General features: G+C 62.8%; 14 protein-coding genes. 10 read left to right on the top strand and 4 right to left on the bottom strand.

The window, feature by feature from the left end:
- Nucleotides 1-106: 106 nt before the first annotated feature.
- Together NP534_RS12465 and def are read left to right on the top strand one after the other, a co-directional pair.
- Nucleotides 107-1,066, top strand: coding sequence for a YihY/virulence factor BrkB family protein (locus NP534_RS12465; protein ID WP_186658118.1), 960 nt, complete (start codon nucleotides 107-109; stop codon nucleotides 1,064-1,066).
- The gene (gene def / locus NP534_RS12460) at nucleotides 1,063-1,599 is read left to right on the top strand and encodes a peptide deformylase (RefSeq protein ID WP_274098887.1); all 537 of its coding nucleotides are present in this window, start codon (nucleotides 1,063-1,065) and stop codon (nucleotides 1,597-1,599) included. The genes NP534_RS12465 and def overlap by 4 nt, the downstream gene beginning before the upstream one ends.
- Here def and NP534_RS12455 read toward each other — a convergent pair.
- Nucleotides 1,554-1,922 (bottom strand): GNAT family N-acetyltransferase, encoded by a 369-nt coding sequence (locus NP534_RS12455; RefSeq protein WP_337994318.1) that lies wholly within the window; start codon nucleotides 1,920-1,922, stop codon nucleotides 1,554-1,556. The genes def and NP534_RS12455 overlap by 46 nt on opposite strands.
- 376 nt (nucleotides 1,923-2,298) lie before the next feature.
- On the opposite strand from NP534_RS12455, the gene NP534_RS12450 reads away from it, so the two are divergent.
- Nucleotides 2,299-2,556, top strand: coding sequence for a DUF2790 domain-containing protein (locus NP534_RS12450; RefSeq protein ID WP_033699696.1), 258 nt, complete (start codon nucleotides 2,299-2,301; stop codon nucleotides 2,554-2,556).
- Between the two features lie 81 nt (nucleotides 2,557-2,637).
- Here the strand turns inward: NP534_RS12450 and NP534_RS12445 are convergent, their stop codons facing one another.
- Entirely contained in the window at nucleotides 2,638-3,999 is a 1,362-nt protein-coding gene (locus NP534_RS12445) for an aminotransferase-like domain-containing protein (protein WP_274098886.1), read from the bottom strand.
- A 76-nt stretch (nucleotides 4,000-4,075) separates the two neighbouring features.
- On the opposite strand from NP534_RS12445, the gene NP534_RS12440 reads away from it, so the two are divergent.
- From NP534_RS12440 to NP534_RS12415, 6 genes are all read left to right on the top strand, one after another.
- Nucleotides 4,076-5,035: a threonine dehydratase gene (locus tag NP534_RS12440; protein WP_274098885.1), complete on the top strand. Its 960-nt coding sequence runs from the start codon at nucleotides 4,076-4,078 to the stop codon at nucleotides 5,033-5,035.
- 116 nt (nucleotides 5,036-5,151) lie between these two features.
- Nucleotides 5,152-5,796, top strand: coding sequence for a LysE family translocator (locus NP534_RS12435; protein WP_033699695.1), 645 nt, complete (start codon nucleotides 5,152-5,154; stop codon nucleotides 5,794-5,796).
- Between the two features lie 423 nt (nucleotides 5,797-6,219).
- Complete coding sequence (locus NP534_RS12430) at nucleotides 6,220-6,645, top strand: YybH family protein (RefSeq protein WP_047583801.1); 426 nt, start codon at nucleotides 6,220-6,222, stop codon at nucleotides 6,643-6,645.
- A gap of 44 nt (nucleotides 6,646-6,689) precedes the next feature.
- Nucleotides 6,690-7,034, top strand: a complete 345-nt coding sequence (locus tag NP534_RS12425; RefSeq protein WP_033699692.1) for a YciI family protein — start codon at nucleotides 6,690-6,692, stop codon at nucleotides 7,032-7,034.
- Between the two features lie 21 nt (nucleotides 7,035-7,055).
- Nucleotides 7,056-7,541, top strand: coding sequence for an SRPBCC family protein (locus NP534_RS12420; protein ID WP_274098884.1), 486 nt, complete (start codon nucleotides 7,056-7,058; stop codon nucleotides 7,539-7,541).
- Complete coding sequence (locus tag NP534_RS12415) at nucleotides 7,541-8,779, top strand: RNA polymerase sigma factor (protein WP_274098883.1); 1,239 nt, start codon at nucleotides 7,541-7,543, stop codon at nucleotides 8,777-8,779. Before NP534_RS12420 ends, NP534_RS12415 begins: the two co-directional genes overlap by 1 nt.
- A 66-nt stretch (nucleotides 8,780-8,845) precedes the next feature.
- Here NP534_RS12415 and NP534_RS12410 read toward each other — a convergent pair whose 3' ends face one another.
- Nucleotides 8,846-9,316 carry a MaoC family dehydratase gene (locus NP534_RS12410; protein ID WP_033699686.1) on the bottom strand — a complete coding sequence of 157 codons (471 nt, stop codon included), beginning with the start codon at nucleotides 9,314-9,316 and terminating at the stop codon, nucleotides 8,846-8,848.
- A 35-nt stretch (nucleotides 9,317-9,351) separates the two neighbouring features.
- Nucleotides 9,352-10,296 (bottom strand): alpha/beta hydrolase, encoded by a 945-nt coding sequence (locus NP534_RS12405; RefSeq protein ID WP_274098882.1) that lies wholly within the window; start codon nucleotides 10,294-10,296, stop codon nucleotides 9,352-9,354.
- Nucleotides 10,297-10,520: 224 nt separating this feature from the next.
- On the opposite strand from NP534_RS12405, the gene fadD2 reads away from it, so the two are divergent.
- Nucleotides 10,521-12,209, top strand: coding sequence for a long-chain-fatty-acid--CoA ligase FadD2 (gene fadD2 / locus NP534_RS12400; protein ID WP_274098881.1), 1,689 nt, complete (start codon nucleotides 10,521-10,523; stop codon nucleotides 12,207-12,209).
- Nucleotides 12,210-12,465 lie beyond the last annotated feature (256 nt).

Raw genomic sequence — 12,465 nt, 5'->3', positions numbered from 1 at the left:
GCCCAGTTACGTAGGCATTTTCTTTATAACCCTCGGGAGCAGCACGGCAACGGCGTGGTCTATTAGACTTGCCTGTTGTATCGATCGAGCGGCGAAAGGAGACGCTATGATATTTTCCGCCCTGCAGGGCCTGCCCTTGCACCGCGTGCTGGTGCGCACCGTCAAGGAGTTCCTTGACGACGAGATGTCCACCTATGCGTCCGCGCTGGCTTACCAGATGCTGTTTTCGCTGTTCCCCTTCCTGTTGTTCCTGATTGCCCTGATCGGTTTCCTGCATTTGCCAGACTTCTTCTCCTGGTTGCGCCTGCAATCGGAACTGGTGCTGCCGCCCCAGGCGCTGGAGCAGGTGAACCCGGTGATCGACCAGTTGCAACAGTCCAAGGGCGGGCTGTTGTCGGTGGGTATCGTGATTGCCCTGTGGACCGCCTCGGCGGGTGTGCGCTTGATGATGAGCGCCATGAACGCCGCCTACGATGTGCCGGAAGGCCGCCCGGTGTGGAAGCGCATACCGCTGTCCATCTTCTACACCGTGGGTATCGCCGGCATGCTGCTGGCTGCGGCAGCGCTGATGGTGCTGGGGCCGCAGGTGATGGAATGGATTGCCGCGCAGGTCGGCATGCAGGAGGTCATCGTCACGGTCTGGACCATCCTGCGCTGGCCGGCGATCATCATTCTGATGATGGTAGCGGTGGCCTTGATCTACTACGTGATGCCGGATGTGAAGCAGAAATTTCGCTTCATCACCCCCGGCTCGGTGCTGGCAGTGGTGGTGTGGATCGTCGCCTCCCTGGGGTTTGCCTACTACGTCAAAACCTTTGCCGATTACAACGCCATGTACGGCAGCATCGGTGCAATCATCGTGCTGTTGCTGTATTTCTATATTTCCGCCGCCGTGCTGTTGCTCGGCGCGGAAATGAACGCGGTGATCGAGCACATGTCGGCCGAGGGCAAGAACCCTGGCGAGAAGGATTTCGACGGTGAAAAATCCCAGGAAACCCTGACCGTGCTGGGCCACGAACACCCGCAACCGAGCCAGCATCAACCTTCCGAGCCGAACCCCAGATGATCCGTGACATTCTCAAGATGGGCGACGAACGCCTGCTGCGCATCGCCCCGCCCGTGCCCGAACACCTGATCGGCAGCGCCGAATTGCAGCAGTTGATCGACGACATGTTCGAGACCATGCGCCATGTCGGGGGTGTGGGCCTGGCCGCGCCGCAGATTGGCATCGACCTGCAACTGGTGATTTTCGGCTTCGAACGCAGTGAGCGTTACCCCGATGCCGAAGCGGTGCCGCAGACCATCCTGATCAACCCGTTGATCACGCCGATGACCACCGAGGTCGAGGACGGTTGGGAGGGTTGCCTGTCGGTACCCGGTTTGCGCGGCGTGGTGCCGCGCTACAAGCACATTCGCTATGAAGGGCTCGACCCGCAAGGCAACCCGATCAACCGTTTTGCCGATGGCTTCCATGCGCGGGTGGTGCAGCACGAGTGCGACCACCTGATCGGCCGGCTTTACCCCTCGCGCATCCAGGACTTCGCCAAATTCGGTTACACCGAGGTGCTGTTCCCCGGGTTGGACGCCAGCGACGACTGACCACGCTGCAGGGCCACCAGCGGCTTGCTGCGCTGGTAGCGCTGCAGGCGGGCAGCCAGGGGTTCTGGCAGCGCGGTTGCCGTGTCGAAGCCAAGGCGCTGGTAGAAGGGCACCAGGTCGGGGTGGCAGAACAGCCAGGTCGGCCCAACGGCCTGAGCCAGCGCGGCTTCGACCAGCCGCCCAGCCACACCCTGGCTGCGCTGTTGCGGGTCGACGAACAGCCCGGTAAGCCAGTAGCCATCGCCCACCGGGGTCAAGTTCAGCCCTGCAATGATGCAGCTGGCACGCGCCACCCACAGTTCGCCGTCACTGGCCGAGCGCATGCGCGAGCCTTGCTGGCGGTAGAAGTGATCGAGCAGGCGTCGTTCAGGGTCGAGCAGCCTTGAGCAACACAGGTAATCAGAAATCGCGCATTTCCCTTGTTGAATCGGCCGGGTCGGGCAGAGACCAACCAACGGCTCTACGCCACTATATCCAGCCCATTATGTCGCAGATTGTTGCAAATCCGGCAAGGGTGAATATCCGACTTCGGGGTTCAACTATTGCCAACCGGGAGTAGACTTTTACTCATCCCACCAGCAGTACGACGAAGCGGGATCGGTACTTCGTGTCATCTTTGCAGTCGATGACAACTTCTCCGCGCCAATGACGGCATTAGAAGTCAATCGATCAGCTTGATTGCTTTATAGGCACTCCCACATGAAACCATTACTGATTCTTGCATTGGTCGGTATGTCCTCGTTCGCCCTCGCCGATGAGGTCCAACCTGTCTCCAACCAGCCTGTGGCCCAGCAGTACGACTACTCCATGAACCTGGATATCAAACGGGTCATCAACCTGTCGACCATCCCCAATGTTTGCGAAGTGGTACCTGCAACCATGACCTATGAAGACCACCAGGGCCAGGTGCACACCATTCAGTACCGCGCCATGGGCGAGGGTTGCCAGCAGGGTTGATCGTTCAAGGTCAGCGGCCTCTTCGCGCCGCGCCGACGCGAAGAGGTTGCAGGCTTCTCCCGGTGCAGTGGCTGGCCCGGTTCATTCACTGGAAAGCACCTGCCGCACCACCTCCAGCCCTTGTTTCAGTTCAGCCCGGCTGGCGGCCGCCGACAGGCTGATACGCACGGCCTGCACCTCGCTGGCGCCAATGGCGAACACACTGGCCGGGACAACCTCCACGCCCCGTTCGCGACACTGCTTGACCACCCCCTCTGCACCTTGCGGAGTGGCCAGCCACGCGTGCGGCGAAGGCTGGCCTGTGTTGTGCAACCCATCGCCCAGCAGCTTTCGCGCCAGGCGCCAGCGCTCGGTAATTTCAGCACGTTGCCAGGCCAGGCGTAGCGCTGCGGTGCCATCTTCTATCCACTGGCAGGCGATATGCAGGTTCAGTGGCGACACCGGCCAGTGACTCGCCTGGGCGTGCGGGTCGATGTGTGCAAGCAGCTGTGGGTTGGCCGCGATCCACCCTACACGCAAACCTGCTGCCACCGTCTTGGACAAGCTGCTGATGAGCACCCCTTGCTCGCCCAGCAGTGGGTACAGCGGCGGTCGGTCGCTGAGTGCGCCATACACGTCATCCTCGATCACCAGCAGCCCCAGGCGTTTGACGACCGCCGCGAGCGCTTCGCGGCGGGCGTCATCCATGCAGGCGCCCGTGGGGTTGTGCAGGGTCGGTGTGGTGACCAGTACGCGGGCACCGCTGGCGCGGGTGACACGGTCAAGGTCGTCGGGCCGCAGGCCTTGGCTGTCCAGTGCCACGCCATGCACGGGCAGGCGTAGCTGTCGGCAGGCTGCCTTGATGCCAGGTGCGGTCAAGGCTTCGAGCATGACCGGTTCACCGGCCTGGCAGAACGACTGCAGCACCAGGGTCAGTGCTTGCTGAGCGCCGCCACTGAGCAGCAACTCGTCCGGGGCCAACGCCAAGCCACGCTTGGCCAGCCAGTGCGCGCCCTGAATACGGCCGCGCAGCAGTTGCTCGGGGCCCAGGTAGTGATCCAGCAGGCTGCTGTCGCGCTGCTCCAGCACGCTGTGCAGGCTGCGCTGCAGGTCCTGATTGTGCGGGTCGGCCACCGGTACGTTGGTCGACAGGTCGATCAGCGGCTTTGGCCCGTCTTGGTGTTTGAGGCGAAACAGGGTCGCTTCCTTGCTGCCTGCCAGCACGTAGGTGCCGCGGCCGACTTCGCCGGCCACCAGGTGGCGGGCGGCAGCTTCCCGGTAGGCCTGCTGGGTGGTGCTGGGGTTCAGGTCGAGCTTCCAGGCCAGGCGCCGTTGCGGTGGCAGGCGGTCACCGACCTTGAGCTCGCCGCGCTCAATCGCGTCGGCGATCGCATCGACCAATGCCAGGTAGCGGGGCCGGTCATCGTTTACGAGTGTTGGGATCCACACGAAATTGCTACCCATGCAATATAAGATTGTACCCATACAATGCCCGGGGCTTAGGATCGGATCAACCACCTACCGAAGAGGGATGATCGCCATGTTCGACCTGAATGCCCTGCGCGAAGCCGCCGATTTCGTTCACCAGCACGTGCCTGCAACACCGCAGCACGCCTGGCCTTTGCTGGCCGAACGGCTGGGCTGCCAGGTGTGGGTAAAGCACGAGAACCACGCGCCCACCGGTGCATTCAAGGTGCGTGGCGGGTTGGTCTACGTGCGCTCGCTGCTGGCGGGCGGCAAGCCGCCGCGCGGCCTGGTTACCGCGACGCGTGGCAATCACGGCCAGAGCATGGCACTGGCTGCCCGCCAGGCTGGCATCCCCTTGGTGATTGTGGTGCCTGAAGGCAATTCCACCGAAAAGAACGCCGCCATGCGCGCCCTCGGCGCCGAACTGGTGGAGCACGGTGTCGATTTTGATGTGGCCCGTGAAGAGGCTGCCCGGCTGGCTGATGAATTGGGGTACGCGATGGTGCCGTCGTTTCACCCGGAGCTGGTGCGCGGCGTGGCCACCTATGCCCTGGAGCTGCTCGAGGCGGTGTCTGACCTGGACAGCGTGTACGTGCCGATCGGCATGGGGTCGGGGATCTGCGGGCTGATCCAGGCACGCAACCTGCTGGGGTTGAAGACCGAGATCGTGGGGGTAGTGTCCAGCGCTGCCGATGCCTATGCGCAAAGCTTCGAGCTGGGCCGCATCGTCACCACCGCCACCGCCCAGACCTTCGCCGATGGCATGGCCTGCCGCGTGCCGCACCCGGAGGCGTTCGCCTTGGTGTGCGAGCATGCCGCGCGCATCGTGCGGGTCACCGACAGTGAAGTCGCCGAGGCCATGCGGGTGTACCACGAAGCCACGCACAATACTGCCGAAGGTGCAGGGGCTGCGGCGCTGGCGGCGTTGATGCAGGAGCGCGAGCGACAAGTGGGTAGGCGGGTGGCCGTGGTGCTTAGCGGGGCGAATGTGGACCGGGCGCTGTATGCGCGCGTGCTGGCGGGCATCGACTGAGCTTGATTGGCATCAGGGGCTACCGCGCCCACTGTCATGGGGAATTTGCGCTTTCAATCGAGTGATCACTCGTGGCAGGCTCTACGGCGCTTAATTGGCCGGTCATCGAGTGCTCAATGCCTTTTTCCAATGGATTTCTCCTAAGCCTGTCCCTGTGTCTGGACATCGGCATCGCCAACATCGCCATGATCACCTTGGCCATGCAGCGTGGTTTTCTCAAAGGTTTCTGGCTGGGGCTTGGGACTTGCGTGGGTGACTTGATCTATGCCGTTGCCGCACTGGCCGGGATGACCGTGCTGTTGCAATTCGAAAGCGTGCGCTGGACCTTGTGGCTGGGCGGTTCGGCGCTGCTGGTGTGGTTTGCGGTGAAGATGCTGCTGGCCGCGTGGCGCGGCGGCCACATGGAGGCGCGGGCAGACGTGGTGGTGGAGTCCGGTTGGCGTGAGTTTCTGCGTGGGATCTTTTTGGCCATGTCGTCACCCACCGCGATTTTGTGGTTTGCGGCTGTCGGTGGGGTGCTGATTTCACGCTCCGGCGGTGGCAGTTTGCTGGATGCGGGGTTGTTCCTTAGCGGCTTTTTTGCTGCTGGGTTGGTCTGGTGTCTGAGCCTGTGTGGTATTGCCAGCCATGGTGGGCGCTTGCTTGGCGACCGGCTGCTGACCTGGTCGTACCTGTTGTCGGCGGCGATCTTCTGCTATTTCGCGGTTTATGTGATTGTTTCGGGGTACCGGGAATTTATTCTCGCCAGTTCGGCAGTGTAGGCAGGAGGGCATGCCTTAGGTTGTGCAGCGCCCATGAGATCGAGCGCCGCCCGCGCGGCGCATCGCGAGCGAAGCTCGCTCCTACATTTGTTTCGGGCCAGTTATTCCTGAGGCATTGGCGCGCGGCCCCTTGGTGCCCGTCTCAATATCGCGTCGGACCAACAAGGCGGTCGCGCGCCAATGTCACAGGCTTCACTGGCCGGAAACAAATGTAGGAGCGAGCTTCGCTCGCGATGCGCCGCGCGGGCGGCGCTCGATCTCATGGGCGCTACACATCTCCAGGCATGCACCTGCCGGCCCAACCCTCTCTTACCGGCAACAAAAATAATTTCACCCCCTGTCGATTCCCCCAGTTCCCGTTCGACCAGAGTTGAAGGCCCAGCCCAAACCTGTGCCAAAACCTCAAACGATCGGAGTACCCCGATGAGCACCTCAGCCGAAAACGAAATCCGCCAACTGATCGACCGCTGGATGCAAGCCGTGCGAGACCGCGACATCCAGGCCATCACCGCCCCCTATGCCGACGACATCGTCGCCTTCGATGCCATCAAGGCACTGCAATTCAAAGGCAAAGCCACCTACCAGGCCCACTGGGAAATGTGCATGGGCTTTTGCACCGGCCCGATGGTCTTCGAACTGGCCGAACTCACCGTGTACGCCGACGGCGACCTGGGCCTGGCCCATTGGCTGAACCGCTGCGGCCCGTCCGATGACGAGAGCCAGTGTGGCTTCATGCGCGTCACGGTCGGCTATCGCCGCCAAGGCGGGCAATGGCAGGTGATCCACGAACACTGGTCGGCACCCTTCGACATGGAAACCCAAAAAGCCCTGTTCGATCTCAAGCCCTGAGCCGATATCGCCAAACGCACTGTGCCAATGCCCTGGAGGCAACCATGAAATACCTGTGCCTGGTCTATTGTGACGAAGGGCTGCTGCACAGCCTGCCCGACAGCCCGGAAGACGCCGAGTGCATGGCGTACGCCGAATCCCTGCAGGGCGGCGGGCGCATGCTCGCGGCCGAGGCGCTGAAGTCGGTGCAGACCGCCACCACGGTGCGTGTGCGCAATGGGCAGATGAGCCTCACCGATGGCCCGTTCGCCGAGACCAAGGAGCAACTGGCCGGCTTCTATCTGGTGGATGCCCGCGACCTCAACGAGGCGCTGAACATCGCCAAGGGCATCCCCGCCGCCAGGGTCGGCAGTGTGGAAGTGCGGCCTGTGCGCGAACTGCAACCCTGACAATAACGGAGAACAACCAGCATGAGCCTTGCACACCCTGCGCAAGCGCAGCACGAGTTGTCCATCAGCCGCCTGATCGACGCACCACCGGCCAAGGTGTTCCGCGCCTGGACCGAGCCCCAGTGGCTGATGCAATGGTGGGGGCCACATGGCATGACCACCCCCGAATGCGAAATGCAGCTGTGGGTCGGTGGCCTGTTCCGCACCTTGATGCGCGCCCCGGACGGTACCGAGTACCCAACCCAGGGCGTGTTCCTGGAGATCGCCGCGCCCCGGCGGTTGGTGTTCACCGACGCTTTCGGGGCAGGCTGGGTGCCTTCAAACAAAGCCTTCATGACCGCCGTGGTGACCTTCGACGAGGAACACGGCAAAACCCGATACACCGCCCGCGCCTGGCACTGGAGCGCCGCCGACAGCCGTGCCCATGAAGAAATGGGGTTTCACCAGGGCTGGGGAGAAAGCCTGGACCGCCTGGTGGAGGTGGTGACCCAGCGGATGCCGGACTGATGGTGACGCTGGCGCAGGTGCGCGCCGAGGTCGAGGGAGTCTACCGCCGCGATTCCCGGCGCATCCTGGCAACCTTGATCCGCCTGCTGGGGGATTTCGACCTGGCCGAGGAGGCCATGCACGATGCGTTCTTCATTGCCGTCGAGCGCTGGCAGCGCGATGGCATCCCCGACAACCCGCGGGCGTGGCTGGTTTCAACCGGCCGTTTCAAGGCCATCGATGCGTTACGCCGACGCGCCCGCTTCGACCGCTCACAGGCGGACATGATCATGCTGCTGGAAGGCCAGGCGCAAGACCCCAGCGACGAAGAACTGCTCGGCGACGACCGTTTGCGGCTGATCTTCACCTGCTGCCACCCGGCGTTGGCCGCCGACGCCCAGGTGCCGCTGACCCTGCGCGAGGTCTGCGACCTGACCACCGAGCAGATTGCCCGAGCGTTTCTGCAAAGCCCGGCCACCATTGCCCAGCGCATCGTGCGGGCCAAGGCCAAGATCCGCGATGCCGGCATCCCCTATCAGGTGCCGGCGCTCATTGAGTTGCCCGAGCGCCTTGAGAGCGTATTGCGGGTGATCTACCTGGTGTTCAATGAAGGGTACTCGGCATCGTCCGGCGACACCCTGCTGCAGCAAGATCTGACTGACGAGGCGATTCGCCTTGGCCGCCTGCTCGTGCAACTACTACCCGACCCGGAGGGGTTTGGCTTGCTGGCGTTGATGCTGTTGCAGGCGTCGCGTCAGCGCGCGCGTACCGATGCCGAGGGCAATCTGGTGCTGCTTGAGCAACAAGATCGCAGCCTGTGGGACCGCGAGTGTATTGAAGAAGGCTGTGCGCTGGTGCGCCACGCCCTGCGAAGCCAGGGCTATGGCGCCTACACCGTGCAGGCGGCGATTGCTGCGGTGCATGCCGAGGCGGCCACGGCCGATGCGACGGATTGGGACGAAATCGTCGGGCTGTACGATGTGTTGCAACGCTACTGGCCGTCCGCGGTGGTGGCGCTGAACCGGGCGGTGGCGCTGGCCAAGCGTGACGGGCCGCAGGTGGGGCTCGCGGAAGTTGAAGCGATTCTGGCGGCGGGGGAGTTGCGCGATTATCACCTGGCCTATGCGGCAAGGGCGCAGTTGCATGCTCAGCTGGGCCATGTCGAAGAGGCCCGCGCGGCCTGGCAGCAGGCACTGGCGTTGACCCGGCAGGCGCCGGAGCGACGGCATATCGAAAGCCGTCTACGCGAATTGGGGTAAGGGTATTAGCGGCCCTTTCGCGGTGGTTCGGCGCCCCGAACCTCCGCGAAGCAATAGGTGCTGAAATCAGCTGGCCACGAAATGCGGCGGCGATACCAGCTCGACGGTCTGCTGCTTGCGTGGCGCCAGGATTTCGGCCTCGCCTTCGACGACCAGCTCATCGTTCTGGTTGTACACATTGGTGGCGATGCGCACCTTGAACTTGGGCAGCTTCTCGAGGATTTCCAGGCGCACGGTCAGGGTGTCGCCGATTTTTACCGGCTTCTGGAAGCTCATTTTCTGGCCCAGATAGATAGTGCCAGGCCCAGGCAGGGTGCAGGCCACTGCGGCACTTATCAGCGCGCCGCTGAACATGCCATGGGCAATGCGCTCACGGAACATGCTCTTGGCCGCGAACTCGGCATCCAGGTGCACCGGGTTGTGGTCACCGGACATCGCGGCGAACAGCTGGATGTCGCGTTCTTCCACAGACTTCTCATAGGTGGCTTTCTGGCCGACCTCAAGGGCTTCGTAAGGCGTGTTGGTGACCTGGGACATCGGGGCTTCCTTAAGCGGTGGGGCGAGGGTGCCTATCATTCACTGCGCGCAGGGCGGCCAAGGGCCAGCGCCTGTTCGAGCCAGCCGAGAATATCGGCGGTGACCTCGTCACGGTTGGTTTCGTTGAGCACTTCGTGCCGCGCGTGTGGGTAGACGCGCAGCTGTACATGCCGGTTGCCGGTCGCGCGCAGCGCGTCGGCCAGATGGGTGAGACGCTTGCCGGCACTGACCGGATCACATTCGCCGCCAATCACCAGCATTGGCAGGTTCGGATCGATCTGCGCGAGGGTACTTGCCTGGCTGATCTGCGCCAAGCCTTGCAGCAAGTCGAGCCACAGTTGGTTGCTGCAGCGAAAGCCACACAGCGGGTCATTCACATACAGGTCCACTTCGCCAGGGTCGCGGCTAAGCCAGTCGAAGGCCGTGCGGTTAGGCTTGAAGGCCTTGTTGAACGCGCCGAACGACAGCCAGTCTATCAGCGCACTCTTGCCCAGCGGCCCCTGGCGCCACGCCTCCAGCCGGGCAATCAGCCGCGCCACCCGGTACAACGCCGCCGGCTGGAAGTTGGAGCCGCTGAGGATCGCCCCCTGCACGCTGGCGCTGTGGTGCAGCAGGTACGCCTGGGCGATGTAGCTGCCCATACTGTGGCCAAACACAAACAACGGTGTGCCGGGGTACTGCTGACCGATGTGCTGGGCGAGCAAGCCCAGGTCATTGACCACGGCATTCCAGCCATGATTGCGGGCGAACAGGCCCAGGCTGCCCAGCTCGGCGGTGCGGCCATGGCCGCGCTGGTCGGCGGCGAACAGCGCAAAGCCGGCCTCGCTCAACGCCTGGCCCAGGCGCCGGTAGCGCCCGGCGTGCTCCGCCATGCCATGGGCCAGCAACACCACGGCCTTCACCGGGGTTGTCGGCAGCCATTGGTGCACATAGAGGCTGCAATGCTCGCTGGCGGGTAGCCAGAAGGCGTCGTGGGGCATGGCCGGTCCTTTGCGCAGGGGTACGCGCACAGTGTATGCGCAACCGGCTGGATTGCAGGAAGGGCACAAATAAGATTCACAATGTTAATGGCGGAGCTTGGCGTATATGCCGCCTTCGGCTTACCTGCTAACGTCGGTTCAACGCCTGTTTGCCATTGGCGACCAGGTCAAAGGATTACATGACCCGCTACCGGTAGCAGGTCCAGGCAGAGGAACAATAATAAATGCAAGCCGACTTCTGGAATGACAAGCGCCCGGCGGGCGTGCCTTCCACCATCGATATCCATGCCTATACCTCTGTGGTCGAGGTGTTCGAACGCTCCTGCAAGCGCTTTGCCGACCGCCCGGCGTTCAGCAACCTCGGCGTCACCCTGACCTACGCGGCACTGGAGCGCCAGTCGGCAGCCTTCGCCGCCTGGCTGCAGCAACATACCGACCTGGCCCCGGGCGATCGCATTGCCGTGCAGATGCCCAACGTGCTGCAGTACCCGATCGCCGTGTTCGGTGCGTTGCGTGCGGGCCTGATCGTGGTCAACACCAACCCGTTGTACACCGAGCGTGAAATGCGCCACCAGTTCAAGGACTCCGGCGCCCGTGCCCTGGTGTACCTGAACATGTTCGGCAAGCGCGTGCAGGAAGTGCTGCCCGATACCGGCATCGAATACCTCATCGAAGCAAAGATGGGCGACCTGTTGCCCACCGCCAAGGGCTGGCTGGTCAACACCGTGGTCGACAAAGTGAAGAAGATGGTGCCGGCCTATCAATTGCCCCAGGCGGTGTCGTTCAAGCAGGTGCTGCGTGAGGGCCGTTCGCTGAGCCACAAACCGGTACCGCTGAGCCTCGACGACATCGCCGTGTTGCAATACACCGGTGGCACCACTGGCCTGGCCAAGGGCGCCATGCTCACCCACGCCAACCTGGTGGCCAACATGCTCCAGGTGCTGGCGTGTTTCTCGCAGCACGGGCCAGACGGGCAGAAGATGATCAAGGAAGGCCAGGAGGTGATGATCGCGCCGCTGCCGCTTTACCACATCTACGCGTTTACCGCGAACTGCATGTGCATGATGGTCACAGGCAACCACAACGTGCTGATTACCAACCCACGCGACATCGCCGGCTTCGTCAAGGAGCTGGGCAAGTGGCGTTTTTCCGGCCTGCTGGGGCTCAATACCTTGTTCGTCGCGCTGATGGACCACCCAGGCTTCAGGCAACTGGACTTTTCCGCGCTGAAGGTCACCAACTCTGGCGGCACAGCGCTGGTCAAGGCCACCGCCGAGCGCTGGGAGAGCCTCACGGGCTGCCGTATCGTCGAAGGCTACGGCCTGACCGAGACTTCGCCGGTAGCCAGCACCAACCCCTATGGCCAGCTGGCGCGCCTGGGCACGGTAGGCATCCCGGTGGCAGGCACTGCGTTCAAGGTGATCGACGACGAGGGCAACGAGCTGCCGCTGGGCGAGCGGGGCGAGTTGTGCATCAAGGGCCCGCAGGTGATGAAGGGCTACTGGCAACAACCCGAGGCCACGGCGCAGACCCTGGACGCCCAAGGCTGGCTGAAGACCGGCGACATCGCGGTGATCGACCCCGATGGTTTCACCCGCATCGTCGACCGCAAGAAAGACATGATCATCGTCTCGGGCTTCAATGTGTACCCCAACGAGATCGAGGACGTGATCATGGCCCATCCGCAGGTCGCCAGTTGCGCCGCCATCGGCGTACCCGACGAGCGCTCCGGCGAGGCGGTGAAACTGTTCGTGGTGCCGCGTGAGGGCGGGGTCAGCGTGGATGAGCTCAAGGCTTACTGCAAGGCCAACTTCACCGGTTACAAGGTGCCCAAGCACATTGTGCTGCGCGACTCGCTGCCGATGACACCGGTGGGCAAGATTCTGCGGCGCGAGCTGCGTGATATTGCCTGACAAGGCTGCAAATACGCCTCTAGAGCGGGCCTTTCGGCCCGTTTTGCGACATTTTGGATAATTACTCTAAAAATGACCTGTATTGTTCATTGAGTCATTTTTGTGACCATAAGGCCTGTTTTGGCCTCTAGGCGACCCCTGGCAAAGCTGTTACTCTCGGGCCGCTTTCAGATGATCCGGTTTGCAATGAGCCGTCATCACATATCAATAATAAGCGCATCGACGCGTGAATCGAACTTCGCTGTTGCTGAAGGAG

The organism is Pseudomonas sp. 39004 (assembly GCF_028682155.1).
GTDB lineage: Bacteria > Pseudomonadota > Gammaproteobacteria > Pseudomonadales > Pseudomonadaceae > Aquipseudomonas > Aquipseudomonas capeferrum.
This window is presented reverse-complemented; position numbering and strand designations above follow the sequence as displayed.